This is a genomic window from Amycolatopsis sp. CA-126428 (genome assembly GCF_002904335.1).
Taxonomy (GTDB): domain Bacteria; phylum Actinomycetota; class Actinomycetes; order Mycobacteriales; family Pseudonocardiaceae; genus Amycolatopsis.
On the sequence record NZ_PPHF01000139.1, the window covers coordinates 16261 to 32739 of the forward strand.

Here is a 16479-nt window from a genome sequence, read left to right on the forward strand (position 1 = left end):
TTTATCACCCGATGCCTAATCTCGAATTCGTGAAACGTCGCCGGGGCGTGGTCCCTTTTGCCGGGTTGTGTGCGCTCGCCGGAATTCTGGTGGCCGGGACGATGGCGCCCGCCGCCATCGGGGCGGGCCTGCTGTCCAATCAGGTCAGCGATTCGGTGGACGCCATTTCCGCCCGGCTCGCCGCGGCCGACCTGCCGCTGACCACGACCGTGACCGACCGCGATGGCACCCCCATCGCGACGCTCTACGCGCAGTACCGCCTCCCGGTCACCGCGGCCGGGATCGCGACCACGATGAAGGCCGCGATCATCGCCATCGAGGACCGCCGGTTCTACACCGAAGGCGGCGTCGACCTGCAAGGCATGCTCCGCGCGGCGGTCAACGACAGCACCGGCGGCGCACTGCAGGGCGCGTCGACGATCACGCAGCAGGACGTCAAGAACTACCTCATCAACGTCGTCGACCGGAACGACCCCGCGGCCCAGCAGGCCGACCGCGAGGATTCGCTCGCCCGCAAGCTGCGGGAGGCGAAAATGGCCGTCCAGCTCAACGACACCATGAGCAAGGACGACATTCTGGCGAATTACCTCAATGTGGTCGAATTCAGCGGAACCGTGTATGGGGTCGGCGCGGCGGCCCAGGCGTATTTCGGGACAACGGCGGACAAACTGACCGTGCCCCAGGCGGCACTGCTCGCCGGAATGGTGAACAACCCCAGCGTCTACAACCCGTACACCCACCCGGACAAGGCGCTGCAGCGCCGCAACCTCGTCATCGACGGCATGGTCGCCAACGGCTCCATCCCGGCCTCGTACGCGGCAACGGCGAAGGCCGCCCCGCTCGGGCTGCTGCCGAACGGCCCGGTCACGCCGTCCGGCACGTGCCTCGGCGCGGCCCCGGACGCCGGATTCTTCTGCGCCTACGCGGAAAGCTACCTGGTGCACGCCGGGTTCACCGCCGACCGGCTGGCCACCGGCGGGTACACGATCAAGACCACCCTCGACCCGCGCGTCTCGCAGGTCGCCAAGGACGCCGTCGACGCGAACGTGCCGACCACCCAGGACGGCGTGGCCAACACCTTCGCCGTCGTCCAGCCGGGCCAGGACGGGCACCCGGTGCTCGCCATGGTCGCGAACCGCGACTACGGCACCGATCCGGCGCGGGGCCAGACGTCGACCGACATCGTCGCCGACGCGAGCAACGAGTTCGGCGCGGGCTCGTCGTTCAAGATCTTCACCTCGGCCGCGGCGCTCGTCACCGGCCAGGCGGGCCTGAACACCCCGCTGCCCAACCCGGACAGCCAGTGCTTCCCGGTGCCGGACGCGCATTCGTCCTGCTACACCGTCCACAACGACGGCCACTACGCGGACCCGATCACCCTCGCCGACGGGCTGGCGACGTCGCCGAACGTCGCCTTCGTCGGGCTCGAGAGCCAGGTCGGGATGCCTGCCGTGCTCGACATGGCCTACAAGCTCGGGCTGCGCACCACCCTCGCGACCAACGACGCCGGCCGCACGCCGGACCCGAAGTCCGGCAACCCGCAGTACCGCGAGCCGCAGTCGCAGTACTTCCGGAACCTGCTGTCGTTCACCCTCGGCAACAGCCCGGTGAGCCCGCTGGAGATGGCCAACGTCTCGGCGACGCTGATGAGCGGCGGCGTGTGGTGCCCGCCGAACCCGATCCTGTCGGTGACCGACCGGGACGGCAACGCCGTGCCGGTCGCGCAGCAGGCGTGCGAGCGGGTCATCCCCCAGGGCGTGGCGGACACCCTGGAAGCGGGGCTGAGCAAGGACACCACGAGCGGCACGTCCGCCGAAGCGGCCCGCGCGGCCGGCTGGACCCGGCCCGACATCGGCAAGACGGGCACCACGCAGCTGAGCGAATCGGTCGCCTTCGTCGGCGGTGTCGACGGCTACGCGGTGTCGTCCATGGTGTTCGCCGACGGGCCGCACCCGCGGGAGATCTGCCCGGGCACGCCGGTGCACCTCGGCGACTGCGGCCACGGCGCGTTCGGCGGCACGGTCGCCGCGCCGCCGTACTTCCACGCCATGAGCCGGCTGCTGGCCGGGGTCCCCGACCAGCCGATCCCGCCCGCCGATCCGGCGTACCTGGCGGCGCGGTCGTGACCTACCGCGGTTCGAGGAAGACGAGCGGGATCTCGCGCTCGGTCTTCGTCTGGTACTGCGCGTAGTTCTTGAAGTCGGCGGTGATCTTCGGCCACAGCCGGGCACGCTCGTCGGCGTCGGCGACGCGGGCGCGCATCGGCCGCTTCGGGCCACCCTTCAGTGAGACCTCGACGTCGGGGTTGGCGCGCAGGTTGAGGAACCACGCGGGGTGCGTGTCGTCGCCACCCCGCGACGCCACGACGACCACCGCGTCACCCTCCTGGTGGGGCGAGGTGAGCAGCACCGACCGCGGCTGCCCGCTCTTGCGGCCGACGGTGGTGAGCTCCAGGACGGGCATGGCGACCTGCCAGCCCACCCGCCCACCGGTGAGCTTGATCAGGCCGCGGTGCACGGTGTTCATCGCCTTCAGAGCGAAGTCGCTTGGCATGATCCCAATCTAGTCCCGCGGCTTCCGGCGTCGCGGTACGGCCCGAATGTCCGGTTCGCCGGAGGCCGGTCCGGACAGGATCGGCAAAACCGCCCCGGCAACCGGCAACGGTGTGCGAGGCTGCGCGGCGAAGGAAGAACCGGAAGAGAGAAGACCGATGCTGATCTGGGGCTGGCGTACGCGCATCTACGTGCTGGCGATGACGACGTTCTTGTGCGGCCGGTGCGGTAACCCGGCTTCGCACGCGGTGCGCAAGGCGGTCACGAAGTTCACGCTGTTCTTCATCCCGCTGTTCCCGATCAGCGTCAAGTACACGGCGCAGTGCACGTTCTGCGGGATCGAGAACCGCATCCCGAAGGAGGACGCGCTCCGGCTGCAGGCCCAGGAGGAACAGGGCCAGGCCCAGCAGCAGGCGGCGCCGGGGTATCCGCCGCACCCTTCGCAGGGTGGTGCTTCGCAGGGTGGATTCCCGCAGCAGGGGTACCCGCAGCACCCGTCCCAGCCGCAGGGGTTCCCGCAGCCGGGTCCGCAGCAGCAGGGCCAGTTCCCGCAGCAGGGTCAGTAGGCATCGGCCCGTCGGCGGCGGTCTGGTGAATGCCCGGACCGCCGCCGCGCCTGTCTTCGGTTCGGGAATTTCCGGCAGCGGCAAGGGGTTTGGCAGGTCGCCCGGCGCCTTCATCCCGGCGGCCGACTCGCGCCGTTGCGGGCCAGCCGTCTTCGTGGCGGTGGGACTTCTCTGTGCAGTTGTCAAACATCCGCCGGTCGCCGGGTCAGGCGGCCGATCTGTGCTCGGGGTTGATCAGGGCTTGGCCTGCCGGTGTCAGGATCGCCGGGACGAGCTGGCCCGGGTGGCCGGGGCGGGCCGCGCGGACCAGGCCCTGGTGGGCCAGTGCGTGGGCGGCGAACTGGTCGCCGCACGACAGGCCGTCGATGAACAGGTCCGGCTCGCTGCTGCAGGAGACCCGGCCGCGGCCCGCGCCGACTGCTCGGAGCATCGCCCGCACCCGGTGGTTGACGACGGGGTGCGCTGCCGGTGAGCCGGTCTTCTCGTTCCCGTTCATGTCGGTCCCTCCCGCTCGTGGTTCGGCCTCTATACCTGCGTCGAACCGGTGGGCGGGATTTCGACAGCGGGTGCGGCCGGAGCGTTCCCTCATCGTCACCGCAGGCGATCCAGCGCGGGTCGAAGCCTCATCGACAGGTGTTCGGAGGCCGGGCGCGAACGGATGGGGCTCAGAAGGGTGGCCCGCCCGCCCCCACCGGTTCCGGCGTCCAGGCGCTGCTCCCTTCGCCACCCGTCGCGCGGCTGACCTTGGTCACCTTGGCGGTGGCGTACCGCAGGGACGGCCCGATCTCCTCCACCTCCAGCTCCACGACCGTGCGCTTCTCGCCCTCCTTCGTTTCGTACGACCGCTGTCTCAGCCGGCCGTGGACGACCACGCGAGCGCCGCGCGCCAGCGACTCGGCGACGTTTTCCGCGTACTCCCGCCACAAACTGCAGCGCAGGAACAGCGCGTCGCCGTCGCGCCAGGCGCCGGACTCGCGGTCGAACAGCCGCGGGGTGCTCGCGACCGTGAAGTTCGCGACCGCCGAGCCGGCCGGGGTGAAGCGCAGTTCGGGGTCGCCCGTCAGGTTGCCGACCACGGTGACCGTCGTTTCGCCTGCCATCGGTCTCTCCTCGTCTTCCGGGTGCGGGGTGCACCGCTCTTGCCGATGAGGAGAGCACGGGGGTCCGACAATTCCGGGCCGGGCGACGAGATGCCGGCACCCGGCCGGGCTGGTTACCTGCCGCCATGCCGACGGCGTTTCAGAAGGAGCTCGTCACGCTCGCCCACCGGCTCGCGGACCTGTGCGACCTCGTCGCGATCGCGCTCGAGGAGGCCACTCGCTCGGTGCTGGAAAGTGACCACACGCTGGGCGGACGTGCGCGGGAGCAAGGGGCGGCGGTGACCTCGCTCGGGGCCGCGTGCGAGGACCAGGCGTGTGCGTTGCTGGCCCTCCACGCGCCGCGGGAGGCGGAGGTGAAGGCGGTCGTCGCGGCCGTGCACACCGCCGCGGATCTCACTCGGATGGGTGGTCTTGCGCGGGAGGTCGCCGAGGCGCGGGGGCCCGTGCCGGCGGAGGTGCGGCCCGCGCTGGGCCGGCTCGGCGGGCACGCGGTGGCCGCCGCGCGGGCCCTGCGGGTGGTGCTGGTCGGTGGGGACGGGACCGGGCTCGGGGACGCGGTGTCGCTCGTGGGGTCGGCCGAGCGGGAGGTGCGGGCGTGGGCGGACGGCCGGGAGGGACCGCGCGCGGCCGGTTTCGCGGTGGAGCTCGCTTTGCTCGCCGCGGTCTACGGCCGGTTCGCCGCGACGGCGGCCAGGATCGGGCGCCGGGCCAAGGGATCCACGCCGGTCGAGGCTTGACCGCTCGGTCGGTGGGGCGCAGTGGCTGGCCGACCGGTACCCAACACCTTCAGGACGCCGCCCTGCCGCGCCCCGGCGGCCATCCCGACTACCGTGGCGGGCATGAGCAACACCGAGGCCGCCCCCGCCGAACTCGCCTGTGGCGATCGGCCCGCGGCCGCCGATCCCGATCGGCCCGTGGTCGAGGTGCTCGCTCCGCGGGCGGTGCCGCTCGGCGGGCCGCGGGCGATGCGGGTGCGGCGGACCCTGCCGCAGCGGTCGCGGTCGCTGATCGGCGCCTGGTGCTTCGCCGACCACTACGGCCCCGACGAGGTCAGCGGGCCCGGGGCGATGGACGTCGCGCCGCATCCGCACACCGGGCTCCAGACCGTCAGCTGGCTGTTTTCCGGCGAGATCGAACACCGCGACAGCCTGGGCACGCACGCGATGGTCCGGCCCGGCGAACTGAACCTGATGACCGGCGGGCACGGCATCTGCCACTCCGAAGTCTCGACCGCCGCCACGAAGACGCTGCACGGCGTCCAGCTCTGGGTGGCCCTGCCCGAGCGGCACCGCGACACGGCGCCGGCGTTCGACCACTACGTCCCCTCGGTGAACCGGATCGAGGGCGCGGAAATCCGCGTGTTCCTCGGCTCGCTGGCCGGCCGGACGTCGCCGATCCCGACGTTCAGCCCGCTGCTGGGCGCGGAAGTCGTGCTGGGGCCGGACGCCCACATGTCCCTCGGCGTGGACCCCGGCTTCGAGCACGGCGTGCTGGCCGACACCGGCGACGTCGAAGTGGCCGGGACCCGCGTCCGGACGGCGGAGCTGGGCTACGTCGGCACCGGGGTGCGGTCGCTGACCCTGAGCAACCGCGGCACCGAACCGGCCCGGTTCCTGCTGCTGGGCGGCACGCCGTTCGACGAAGAGATCCTGATGTGGTGGAACTTCGTCGGCCGCACCCACGAAGAGATCGCCGCGTTCCGCGAAGCGTGGCAAGCCGGGTCGGAACAGTTCGGCAGCGTCACCGGCTATGCGGGCGAGCGCTTGCCCGCTCCCCCGCTGCCGGCGGTCCGCATCAAACCCCGCCGCAACCCCGGGTCAGGCCAGGAAACCGCCCACGGCTGACCCGAACGCGGGCGCGTCGTCCAGCCACGGGTAGTGCACGACGCCGGGCAGGACGACCGCGCGGGCGTCCGGGAACAGCGCGGCGAAGCGGTCCGCGACGGCCGGGCCGGCGATCCAGTCCAGTTCGCCGGCCAGCACCAGCACCGGAGCGGTGACGGCGCCGAGCTCGGCGCGGGTCGTCTCGGGCTCGAAGGCGCCGTCAGAGTTGTAGATCCGGGCGGCCGCACCGTTGCGCTGGCCTGCTTCGCCGGCTTGGTGCTGCCGGGCCGCGGCATCCCAGCGGCCGTAGTACAGCGGCGCGAAGGCGGCCCAGTCCGCGCTGGTCGCCTTCTTCGCGGCGATCGATTCGTAGGCGGCGGCCGCGCCGGCGAACCAGGGAGCGCCGGCCCGCCGGGCCATGATCCGCCGCCGTTCCCCGGGCGGTACGTCGAAGCCGACGGCTCGCGGGCTCGGCGCGATCAGCGCGAGCCGGCTCAAGCGCCGCGGATAGCGGGCCGCGTACCGGACGGCCAGGCTCGCCCCGGCCGAGTGCCCGAGGAGGTCGAAGCGTTCGAGGCCGAGGTGCTTGCGCAGCGCCTCGACGTCCTCGACCTGACGGTCACACCGGTAGGTGGCGGGGTCGGCGGGCACTTCCGAGTCGCCGGTGCCGCGGAGGTCCAGCACGGCGAGGCGGCGCCGGGTGGTCAGGCCGCCGAGGTCGCCGAGGTAGCGGCCGGCCCGCATCGGGCCGCCGGGCAGGCAGACCACCGGCGGCCCGGCGCCCGGCCCGGAGAGGTGGACGACGAGCGCGGTTCCGTCCGGCGCGGAGAAGATCGGCACGCCCCGACCCTGGCATCCCCGGGCCCGGGGAAACAAGCTTCACCGCTCCCGGGCTAGATAGGCCTCCAGCGTCGCCATCCGGTGGCCGCGCGCGAACCGCTCCACCTCGTCCGGTTCCGCCCCGCCCTCGATCAGCGCCAGCAGCCGCTCGTGCTCCTCGACCGACTCCGGCGCCCGGCCCGGCACCGACGTGAACGTGCTGTCGCGGACCGCCGCCAGCCGGGTCCAGCAGCGCTGGACCAGGTCGGCCAGGTTCGGGTTGGGACAGGCGCCGAACAGCACCTCGTGGAACTCGGCGTTCAGCGCGGTGAACGCCACCGGGTCGAACTCGGCGAGGCTGCGGCGCATCCGGTCGTTCAGCGCGCGGGCCCGCCCCAGCGCCTCGGCCGTCAGCAGCGGCGCCGCGAGGCCGGTGGCCGCGCCCTCGACGATCGCCACCGTCTGCATCGCGTGCTGGTAGGCGACCGGATCGATGGCCACCACCCGGGCGCCGACGTTCCGCTCGAACTCGATCAGCTCCTCGGCCTCCAGCCGGCGCAGAGCCTCGCGGACCGGCACCGCGCTGACGTCGAGCTCGCGGCCGATCTGGTCGAGCACCAGCCGATAGCCGGGCCCGTAGCGCCCTTCGAGGATCCGGGCCTTGATCGTCTCGTAGGCCAGCTGCGACTTGGTGACCGGTCTTCCCGCGGACGCGCCAATCATGTAGGAAACCATATATGGTCCGCCGGCGAGTGACCCCCAGGAGGCGATGCCGATGTCCCCGGTGATCCCGACCGCGGCCGATCTGATCGTCGGCGGGCTGCGCGCCCACGGCGTCGACACCGTCTTCGGCCTGCCCGGCGTGCAGACCTACGACCTGTTCGACAGCCTCGCCCGCACCGGCGGCGACATCCGCGTGATCGGCGCCCGGCACGAACAGACCGTCGCCTACATGGCGTTCGGGTACGCGCAGGCGACCGGCCGCACCGGCGTCTGCACCGTCGTCCCCGGCCCCGGCGTCCTCAACGCATCCGCCGCGTTGCTCTCGGCACACGGGGCCAGCGCACCCGTGCTGTGCCTCACCGCCGAGATCCCGCGCGCGTACCTCGGCCGCGGGCTCGGGCACCTGCACGAAATGCCCGACCAGCTGGCGACCCTGCGCTCGATCACCAAGTGGTCGGCGCTGGTCGAGCACCCGGTGGAGGTGCCGGACGCACTGGCGACGGCGTTCCGGGAAGCGGCCGGCGGGCGGCCCCGGCCGGTTTCGCTGGCGGTGCCGTGGGACGTGCTCGGCCTGCGCGCGCCGGCCGCGGTCACCGGCCCGCTGCCGCTGCCCCGGCCGGCCGTCGACCCGGCCGGCGTGGAGGAAGCCGCGGAACTCCTGCGCTCGGCGAAGCACCCGATGATCATGGTGGGGGGCGGCGCCCGGCACGCCGCCGCCGAGGTGCGGGCGCTGGCGGAGCGGCTGCAGGCGCCGGTGGTGCCGTTCCGCGGCGGACGCGGCATCGTGGGCGACGACCACCCGCTCGGCTTCACCTGCGTCTCGGGTTTCGAACGGTGGGCCGAGACCGACGTCGTGATCGGCATCGGCTCGCGGATGGAGCTGTCGTGGTTCCGCTGGCCGGGCAAGCCCGCCGGCCTGAAGACGATCCTGCTCGACATCGACCCGCGGCAGGCGACCCGGCTCGAAGCGGACGTCGCGATCATCGCCGACGCCGCCGACGCGACGGCCGCGCTCACCGCCGCCGCCGGTCCACAACGGACGGACCGGACGGCGGAGTTCACCGCGCTGAAAGCCACCGTGACCGAGCGCGTCACCGACGTCGGGCCGGAACTGGAGTACCTCCGGGCGATCCGGGACGTGCTCCCGCGCGACGGCTTCTTCGTCGAGGAGATCTGCCAGGTCGGCTTCGCGTCCTACTTCGGGTTCGAGGTCTACGCCCCGCGCACGTTCGTCACCTGTGGCCACCAGGGCACGCTCGGCTTCGGCTACCCGACGGCGCTGGGCGTGCAGGCGGCCTTCCCCGGCCGTCCGGTGGTTGCGGTGGCCGGCGACGGCGGGTTCATGTTCGCCGCGCAGGAACTCGCCACCGCCGTCCAATACGGACTCAACGTCGTCGCGGTGGTGTTCGACAACGGCTACTACGGCAACGTCCACCTCGACCAGGAGCGGCTGTTCGAGGGCCGCGCGCTGGGCGGGCGGCTGGGCAACCCGGACTTCGCCCGGCTCGCCGACACGTTCGGCGCGCTCGGCCTGACCGCCCGCACCCCGGACGACCTGCGCGGCGCACTGGACAAGGCGTTCGCCGCGGGCCGGCCGGCGGTGGTGCACGTGCCGTGCGAACTGGGCGTCGGTGCGTCGCCGTGGAAGTACCTGATGCCGAATTCGGACCGCAGCTAGCCGGCGGCCACGCGTTGGAGGGCGGCGAAGACCCGCTCGACGTCGGCCTCGGTCGTCCGCCAGTTGCTGAACGCGGCGCGCAACGCCGGACGGCCGTCGTACACCGTCGGGGTCAGGAACGTGGTCCCCTCCTCGGCGATCGCGCGGACGAGGGCATCGATGTCCCGTTCGGCCGCCGGGGTGAAGCAGACGACGTTGAGCCGCACCGGTGCGAGGAGGTGCCAGTGCGGCGAGCCGTCGATGCGCGCGCCCAGGTCGCGGGCCAGCGCGACACAGCGCTCGACGATCTCGCGGTGCCCGGCACGGCCGTACGCCACGAGGGAGAACCAAGCCGGGAGTGCGCGCAGCCGCCGGGAGTTCTCCGGTGTCAGGTGCAGGAAGTCCGGGGTGTCGCCGATCTCGCCGAGGTAGGCCGCGTTGTTGCTGAACACGCGCAACTGCAGGTCGCGGCGGCGGGTGAACTGGACGGCCGAGTCGTAGGGCACGTTGAGCCACTTGTGCAGGTCGACGACCACCGAATCGGCCTGGTCGAGACCGGCGGTGAACGCCGCGTGGTCCGGGGCCAGCGCGGCGAACCCGCCGAACGCGGCGTCGACGTGCAGCCAGAAGTCGTACCGCTGCTTGAGTGCGGCGATCGCCCGCAGGTCGTCGAAGTCGACGGTGTTGACCGTCCCCGCGTTCGCGACGACCACGGCGGGGCCGTCGAGCGTCTCGAGCGCTTCGGCGAGCTTCGCGACGTCGACGGCTTCGCGGCCCGGCAGCACCGGCACCTGCCGCAGGGCGGAACGCCCCATTCCGAGGAACGACAACGCCTTCAGGACGCTCGAATGCGGTGAACCGGAGAACACGGTGACCGGACCGAGCGCCGCGGCGCCTTCGGTGGAGACGGTCACCCCGGCCCGTTCGCCGAGCCACTCGCGGGCGATGGCCAGCCCGGTCACCGTGGACATCGTGGCGCCGGTGACGAACGCGCCGGAAAACTCCGGGCCCAGCCCGAACAGCTCGGCCAGCCAGCCGACGGTCTCGCGTTCCAGGTCCTGCGCCGAGGAGTCCATGCCACTGGCGGGGTTCTGGTCGTAGGCGGCGGTGAGCCAGTCGCCGGCCAGGGAGGCCGGGGTGGCCCCGCCGGTCACGAAGCCGAGGTACCGCGGACCGGCGCTGGCGGCGAAGCCCGGTTCCCAGCGCCGGGCGAACTCGTCCAGCGCACCCCGCGCACCCGCGCCGGCAGCCGGCAAGGGCGCCGGCACCACGGGGCGGGGCGGGACGGCCGCCGCCCGGCGGTCCAGCCCGGCGAGCGCCTCCGCCGCGAGTTTGCTTGCGGCGCCGAGGAGATCGGGCAGGGCGTGCAGGTCTTCGGCGAGCCTCGGGTCCATCTCGCCGACGCTAGGCTCGGCGGCATCCCGTTGTCGCGGGCCAATCCCCGGAAACTGGTCCGGTCAGCGCCTGCGGAGCCGGCGGACCCGGGACTCGGCCGGGTCGAACGCCACCCGGCGCAACGGGGCCGCCAGCAGCAGCACCACCGCCATCGACGACAGCGCCGCCAGCACCAGCGCCGCCACGAACTGGGCCGCGCCCGACGTCGCCGTGGCCAGGACCGCGTAGCCGGCCAGCACCAGGACGAGCGGGGCCAGGAAGCCGGTCACCACCGGCACGAGCGGCACCCGGTCACCGTCGGGGCGGCGGGCGGACACCACCGCCGCCCCGGCGCAGGTGACCGCCGCGACCAGCAAGCAGCCGCCGACGGTGTCGCTCAACCGGTGCCAGCCCAGGGCCACCGCGGCCGCCGAGACCCAGGCGACGCCGAAGCCCCCGGTCACCAGGGCCGGCCGCCGGAACCGGCGGGGCAGGACGATCGCGAGCGCCACGAGCACGGCCATCGCCGCGCTGGCGTGCCCGCTCGGGAAGCTGTTGTGGCTCGCCACGCCGAGGCGGTCGCCGGTGCTCGGGCGCTCCAGGACGTACAGCTTGAGCAGCTGCGCCACCACCAGCGGCGCGGCCAGCAGCACCAGCGCCGGCACGCCGAGGGCCGGCCGCCGCCGCACCAGGGCGATCGCCACGATCAGGACCGCGACCCCGCCGAGCGCCACCACCAGGTCGGTCTCCCGCAGCGGGGCCGCCCAGTCCACCGTGGTCCCCGCCGACTGGGCACTGCGGACGACGCCGTTTTCGACGCCGCGGCCGGCCTCCGTGCGGACGAAGAGCAGGTAGGCCGCGACGAAAGCCAGGGCGAACCCGGCCGCGCTCGCCGCCAGGACCGCCGTGCGGGACGCGGCCCGGGTCACGAGCGCGGGGCGGGGCGGGCGGGTCGCGGAAGGTGCGTCGGTGAGGATCACTGCCATGTCCCCGAGTCTGGAACGAGCTTTTCGGGATCCCGTCAACGCGATGTCATGGTTTCGCTACAAGATCCGCCCGGGTCGCCATGACGTGCGCTTTTCCGAATAATGGCGCCGTGGCCGAGGTACTGGTGGTAGAGGACGACGCGGCGGTGCGGGAGGGGCTGCAGCTGGCCCTGCGCAGGCAGGGGCACGTGGTGCACACCGCGGAATCGGGTGAGCTCGGCATCGAGGGGCTCGTGCGCCACCGGCCCGACATCGTCGTGCTCGACCTGATGCTGCCCGGCATGGACGGCTTCGAGACCTGCCGCCGGATGCGGGCGTCCGGCCCGGTCCCGATCATCATGCTCACCGCGCGCAGCGACGACTTCGACGTCGTGGCCGGGCTCGAAGCGGGCGCGGACGACTACGTCGCCAAGCCGGTCGAGCCGCGCGTGCTGGACGCGCGGATCCGGGCCGTCCTGCGCCGGGCGATCGGTGAGCGGCCGGGCGAGCCCGCCGCGGCCGAGGAGCGGCACGGCGACCTGGTGATCGACCGGGCCGCGCTCCAGGTGACCAAGCGCGGCACGCCGGTGTCGCTGACCCCGACCGAGCTCAAGCTGCTGCTCGAGCTCTCGCGCACACCCGGCCAGGTGTACAGCCGCCAGCAGATCCTCTCCGCCGTGTGGGACCACGACTACCTCGGGGACTCCCGGCTCGTCGACGCCTGCGTGCAGCGGCTGCGCGCGAAGATCGAGGACGTGCCGGCGCACCCGGAGCACGTGCAGACGGTCCGGGGGTTCGGCTACCGGTTCGGCCGGTCGTGACGGCACCGCGGATCCGGTCCTGGCTCGCCGGGCTGCGGCCCCGGCTGGTGGCCGCGTTCGCGGTGATCATGATCCTCGGCGCCACCACCGCGGCGGGCGTGAGCTACGTCTTCGCGCGCCGGGCCATCCTGGAAGGCGTCCAGGACCAGACGATGCTGAAGCTGCGGGACCAGATCGCCGCCTACCTGCCCACCATGTCGCTGCCGCCGACCCAGCCCACGCTCGACGCCTTCGCGACGGCGCTCAAGTCCAGCAACGCCCTCGTCGTCTACCGGGACCTGCACGCGACCTCGGGCCTGTCGATCGACGACGTGCCGGGCGACCTGCGCCACGCCGTGGCCACCACCACCGACATCCACTTCCAGCGCGTCGACGTCCAGGGCTTCCCGCTGTTCTTCGTCGGTGTCCCGGTGCAGACCCCCAGCGGCCGGCCGAGCGGCCTCGAGGTCTACTCGATGACGCGGCTGATCGACCAGCAGGAGCGGATCGACGAGCTGGCCCGCAACGCGTTTCTGTTCTCCGCGCTGGCCCTGCCCGTCGCCGTCGGGGTCGCGCTGCTGGCGGCGCGGCAGGTGCTGCGGCCGGTGCGCGCGCTGAACGCCGCGGCGAGCCAGCTCGGCCGCGGCCGGCTGGACGTGCGGCTGCGCGCCAAGGGCTCCGACGAGCTCGCGCAGCTGGTCACGACGTTCAACCACACCGCCGCGGAGCTGGAGCGCACGATGGGCAGCCTGCGCGCGATGGAGGCGGACGCGCGGCGGTTCGTCGCCGACGTCTCGCACGAGCTGCGGACCCCGCTGGCGGCGATGAACGCGGTCACCGACGTGCTCGACGAGGACGCCGAGCAGCTGCCGCCGGACACCGCGGTCGCGGCGCGGCTGGTGTCGGCCGAGACGCGCCGGCTGACCCGGCTGGTGCAGGACCTGATCGAGATCTCCCGGTTCGACGCCGGGCGGGCGGAGCTGCTCCGGGAAGGGCTGGACGTCGCCGCGGCGATCACCGACACCTTCGCCGCCCGGGGCTGGGCACCGGGGACCGACCTGGTCGCCGACCTGCCGCCGGGGATCAGGGCGGGCCTCGACCGGCGGCGGCTCGACATCGTCGTGGCGAACCTGGTCGGCAACGCGCTGCGGCACGGCGCGCCGCCGGTCGAGGTGGTGCTGCGGCAGGAGCACGGTGACGTCGTGCTCACCGTCACCGACCACGGCCCGGGCATCCCCGCCGACGTGCTGCCGAAGGTGTTCGACCGCTTCACCAAGGCCGACATCGCCCGCACCCGGTCCGAGGGCAGCGGCCTCGGGCTCTCCATCGCCCGGGAGAACGCGCGGCTGCACGGTGGCGACATCGTCGCGGCCAACACGGGCACCGGTGCCCGGTTCGAGCTGCGCCTGCCCCGGGAGGCGCCGTGAAGAAACTCGCCGTCCTCGCGGTGCTGCTGCTGGTGAGCGGGTGCGGGATCCAACCGACACCGGTGCTCGAGGCGGGCCCGGCGCCGACCCTGCGGAGCCCGGCGAGCGACGGCCGCGGCACCGAACCGATCCTCTACTTCGTCCTCGCCGACCGGGTGACCCCGGTGGTGCGGCCCTCCGGCGGGGTGACAGGCATCGAGTCCGCGCTGGCGCTGCTGATGGACGGACCGTCCGCCGACGAGCGGGAAGGCGGGTACACGACGGACCTCCCCCGCCTTTCCGGCAGGATCACCTCGACCCCCGGCCCGCCGACGACGATCACCGTCCCGTTCCCGCTGCGGCCGATCACCGGCGCCGGGATCAACCAGCTGGTCTGCACCGCGTTCGCGGCGCTGGCCGCCCAGGGTGGGTACACCGCCGACGGCACCGTGGCCCTCGCCGGCCCGGACGTCCTGCTGCCCTACCAGACGTGCCAGGCGTGAGGGCCGATGTCGACATGACGCCAAAGCCTCAGCCGGGGTAAGGGCGCGCCGCCCGGGCCTCGGCCAGCGACCGGGCCCACCAGCCCAGCTGGTCGAGCATCGCCTTCGCCGCGACGCCCGCCGCGGCGTCGTTCGGCACGCCGTCGTCCCCGAACCGCGCCTGGGCGCTGGGATTTCGGGCGGGCTGCGCGCGGTCGAGCACCTGCGGGCGGTCTTCGCGGAGCTGCACGCCGTGACCATCCGCGAGACGGTCAGCTTCCACGGGCCGTGCGCCTGCGCGACCCCGGCCAGCCAGTCCGCCACCACCGGCCCGAACCGTCCTTCCCGGACACTTCCCACGATCACGCGACCCGGCTCGGCGCTTCCGGCACACTTCCTCCTTGACACGCAGACGTTCTTGCTCTCGCACCAAGGGTGAGACTTCAAGTTCGCTTGAGGTCAAGGGCGCCGCTGTGGTTGGCTGTGCCCATGGTGAACGCCACGGCCCGGCCGCTGCCCGACCTGACGGTCGGCGAACTCTCCCGGCGCAGCGGAGTCCCCGCGTCGGCCCTGCGCTTCTACGAGGACGAAGGTCTCATCCACAGCCGCCGCACCGCGGGGAACCAGCGGCGCTACTGCCGGGACACGCTGCGGCGGGTGACGTTCATCCGGATGTCCCAGCGGGTCGGCATGCCGCTGTCGAAGATCCGGGAAGTGCTCGGCCTGCTGTCCGACGACCGCACGCCCACCCGCGCCGACTGGGCCCGGATCTCCCGGTGCTGGCAGGACGACCTGAACGCGCGGATCCGCCAGATGGAACAGCTGCGCGACCAGCTGGACGACTGCATCGGCTGCGGCTGCATGTCGCTGGCCAAGTGCCGGCTCGCCAACCCCGGCGACCGGCTCGGCGCCGACGGCCCGGGGCCGCGGCGCCTCGCCGACCACCGCGGGGGCGGCTACGAAGACTGACGCTCCAGCAGACCGCGGAGGTACATCGCCTGCCCGGCGTGCTGGATGTCGTCGTCGAGGACGCTGATCAGGCGCACGCCCAGCGAAACCGGCGGGTCCCAGGCCTCGTCGACGATCCGGTCGAGGTCCTTCTCGCCGAGACCGGCGACGAACCGGACGGTCTGCTCGTGCACGGCGTCGTAGTAGCCGGTGAGCAGGTCCGGTTCCTCGACGCGGACCGCTTCGACGTCGGCCGGGCGGTGGCCGTAGCCGGTGTCACCGGCCGGGAACGGGAGGCCGAACCGGGAAAGCCAGTCCTGGCCGGTCCACACCTGCTCCGTCCCGGCCACGTCGGCGACGTGGTCGTCCTGGACCCGGCTCAGGTGCCACACCAGCCAGGCGATCGAGTTGGCCTCGTCGTCCGGCCGGGTCCCGAGCTGCCCGGCGGTGAGCTTGTCCACCGCCGCGTGCACCGTGCCCTGGACCCGGCTGAACCCTTCGACGAGCAGATCGGCCACGTTCATCCGGTTGCCTCCCGTTGCTGACACCGTTTCCCGCGGTGCTACCCGATCATGCCCGCCGGCAAACCGCGTCCGCTACCGCGGCAGCAGCTGGTCGAAGAACGAGCGGTAGCGGCGCAGCGCGATCCGCAGCTCCTCGGTGGCCGGTTCGCCCTGCTGCCACTGGGATTCCAGCTCGCTCTTGTGCTCGGCGAAGGTGGTGGCCAGCGCGCTGATCACGGCGGCGACGAGCTCGTCGGCCTGCCGGACCGCCTGCTTCGGGTCGTCGACGAAGCCGGTCTGGACGTTCTGCCAGCGCTCGCGGAAGCCGGTGACCTTCTCCTCGTCGATCAGCTCCGGCGTCTCCACGTCGCCACCCGACGCCGCCGGCCGTTCCCCGTTCCCGGCCGAGCCGGCGGGCGTCTCGACATCGCCACCCGACGCGGCGGGCGTCTCGACGTCGCCACCCGATTCGGCGGGCGTTTCCACGTCCCCGCCCGATCCGGCGGGCGCTTCCACGTCCCCGCCCGAGCCGTAGGAAGTGGCGGTGTCGTCGGCATCGTGGCGCCCGGCCGAGGCCAGGTCGGCGGTGCTCAGGTTCTGTTCGTCGTCGGCGGTGTCCGGTTCGCGGAAGTCCGCCCGCTCGTGGCCGGGGACATCGGTGGTGCTGTCGTCCCGGTAGCCGCCGGTCTCGTGCACGTCCTCACGCCCCGTCAGGTCCCGGTCGTCCTCGGCGTCGTGCCGCGTCAGGTGCTCGGTCATGG

At 73.0% G+C, this 16479-nt stretch carries 18 protein-coding genes and 1 pseudogene; 10 read left to right on the plus strand and 9 right to left on the minus strand.

Translation table 11 applies throughout. From position 1 onward, the window contains the following. The first annotated feature begins 11 nt into the window (after positions 1-11). Positions 12-2126: a transglycosylase domain-containing protein gene (locus C2L58_RS34605; protein WP_158264212.1), complete on the plus strand. Its 2115-nt coding sequence runs from the start codon at positions 12-14 to the stop codon at positions 2124-2126. Between the two features lies 1 nt (position 2127). Here the strand turns inward: C2L58_RS34605 and C2L58_RS34610 are convergent, their stop codons facing one another. Further along, positions 2128-2553 (minus strand): nitroreductase/quinone reductase family protein, encoded by a 426-nt coding sequence (locus C2L58_RS34610; protein ID WP_103341850.1) that lies wholly within the window; start codon positions 2551-2553, stop codon positions 2128-2130. A gap of 157 nt (positions 2554-2710) precedes the next feature. On the opposite strand from C2L58_RS34610, the gene C2L58_RS34615 reads away from it, so the two are divergent. Continuing rightward, positions 2711-3118, plus strand: a complete 408-nt coding sequence (locus tag C2L58_RS34615) for a zinc-ribbon domain-containing protein (RefSeq protein WP_103341851.1) — start codon at positions 2711-2713, stop codon at positions 3116-3118. Positions 3119-3323: 205 nt separating this feature from the next. Here the strand turns inward: C2L58_RS34615 and C2L58_RS34620 are convergent, their stop codons facing one another. Together C2L58_RS34620 and C2L58_RS34625 are read right to left on the minus strand one after the other, a co-directional pair. Then, complete coding sequence (locus C2L58_RS34620) at positions 3324-3614, minus strand: hypothetical protein (RefSeq protein WP_103341852.1); 291 nt, start codon at positions 3612-3614, stop codon at positions 3324-3326. 169 nt (positions 3615-3783) lie between these two features. Beyond that, the gene (locus C2L58_RS34625; RefSeq protein WP_103341853.1) at positions 3784-4218 is read right to left on the minus strand and encodes a single-stranded DNA-binding protein; all 435 of its coding nucleotides are present in this window, start codon (positions 4216-4218) and stop codon (positions 3784-3786) included. Between the two features lie 125 nt (positions 4219-4343). Here C2L58_RS34625 and C2L58_RS48880 point away from each other — a divergent pair, with 125 nt between their 5' ends. Both C2L58_RS48880 and C2L58_RS34635 read left to right on the plus strand, forming a co-directional pair. Beyond that, positions 4344-4955 (plus strand): PhoU domain-containing protein, encoded by a 612-nt coding sequence (locus tag C2L58_RS48880; protein WP_146073728.1) that lies wholly within the window; start codon positions 4344-4346, stop codon positions 4953-4955. A gap of 102 nt (positions 4956-5057) precedes the next feature. Next, complete coding sequence (locus C2L58_RS34635) at positions 5058-6062, plus strand: pirin family protein (RefSeq protein WP_103341854.1); 1005 nt, start codon at positions 5058-5060, stop codon at positions 6060-6062. On the opposite strand, the gene C2L58_RS34640 is transcribed toward C2L58_RS34635, so the two are convergent. Both C2L58_RS34640 and C2L58_RS34645 read right to left on the minus strand, forming a co-directional pair. Then, positions 6036-6881 (minus strand): alpha/beta fold hydrolase, encoded by an 846-nt coding sequence (locus C2L58_RS34640; RefSeq protein ID WP_103341855.1) that lies wholly within the window; start codon positions 6879-6881, stop codon positions 6036-6038. The two genes, C2L58_RS34635 and C2L58_RS34640, sit on opposite strands and share 27 nt — an antisense overlap. Positions 6882-6920: 39 nt before the next feature. Further along, positions 6921-7595, minus strand: coding sequence for a GntR family transcriptional regulator (locus C2L58_RS34645; RefSeq protein ID WP_103341856.1), 675 nt, complete (start codon positions 7593-7595; stop codon positions 6921-6923). 40 nt (positions 7596-7635) lie between these two features. Between C2L58_RS34645 and C2L58_RS34650 the strand changes: the two genes are divergently transcribed. Then, complete coding sequence (locus C2L58_RS34650; protein WP_233226105.1) at positions 7636-9261, plus strand: thiamine pyrophosphate-dependent enzyme; 1626 nt, start codon at positions 7636-7638, stop codon at positions 9259-9261. Here C2L58_RS34650 and C2L58_RS34655 read toward each other — a convergent pair. After that, entirely contained in the window at positions 9258-10634 is a 1377-nt protein-coding gene (locus tag C2L58_RS34655) for a pyridoxal phosphate-dependent decarboxylase family protein (protein ID WP_103341858.1), read from the minus strand. The two genes, C2L58_RS34650 and C2L58_RS34655, sit on opposite strands and share 4 nt — an antisense overlap. A 63-nt stretch (positions 10635-10697) precedes the next feature. Beyond that, positions 10698-11594, minus strand: coding sequence for a phosphatase PAP2 family protein (locus C2L58_RS34660; protein WP_103341859.1), 897 nt, complete (start codon positions 11592-11594; stop codon positions 10698-10700). Positions 11595-11710: 116 nt separating this feature from the next. Between C2L58_RS34660 and C2L58_RS34665 the strand changes: the two genes are divergently transcribed. The 5 genes and pseudogenes from C2L58_RS34665 to soxR all read left to right on the plus strand — a co-directional run bounded on the left by C2L58_RS34665 (position 11711) and on the right by soxR (position 15236). Then, positions 11711-12400, plus strand: coding sequence for a response regulator transcription factor (locus C2L58_RS34665; protein ID WP_103341860.1), 690 nt, complete (start codon positions 11711-11713; stop codon positions 12398-12400). Next, complete coding sequence (locus tag C2L58_RS34670) at positions 12397-13806, plus strand: sensor histidine kinase (protein WP_103341861.1); 1410 nt, start codon at positions 12397-12399, stop codon at positions 13804-13806. Before C2L58_RS34665 ends, C2L58_RS34670 begins: the two co-directional genes overlap by 4 nt. Then, positions 13803-14288: a hypothetical protein gene (locus C2L58_RS34675; RefSeq protein ID WP_103341862.1), complete on the plus strand. Its 486-nt coding sequence runs from the start codon at positions 13803-13805 to the stop codon at positions 14286-14288. The genes C2L58_RS34670 and C2L58_RS34675 overlap by 4 nt, the downstream gene beginning before the upstream one ends. Positions 14289-14457: 169 nt before the next feature. Next, positions 14458-14553 (plus strand): annotated as a pseudogene (locus C2L58_RS50960) (NADPH-dependent FMN reductase); the annotation flags it as partial. 203 nt (positions 14554-14756) lie between these two features. Continuing rightward, positions 14757-15236 carry a redox-sensitive transcriptional activator SoxR gene (gene soxR, locus C2L58_RS34685; protein WP_103341863.1) on the plus strand — a complete coding sequence of 160 codons (480 nt, stop codon included), beginning with the start codon at positions 14757-14759 and terminating at the stop codon, positions 15234-15236. Here the strand turns inward: soxR and C2L58_RS34690 are convergent. Continuing rightward, complete coding sequence (locus C2L58_RS34690) at positions 15224-15739, minus strand: mycothiol transferase (RefSeq protein ID WP_103341864.1); 516 nt, start codon at positions 15737-15739, stop codon at positions 15224-15226. The two genes, soxR and C2L58_RS34690, sit on opposite strands and share 13 nt — an antisense overlap. A 72-nt stretch (positions 15740-15811) precedes the next feature. After that, positions 15812-16477, minus strand: coding sequence for a hypothetical protein (locus C2L58_RS34695; protein WP_103341865.1), 666 nt, complete (start codon positions 16475-16477; stop codon positions 15812-15814). Positions 16478-16479: the final 2 nt, after the last annotated feature.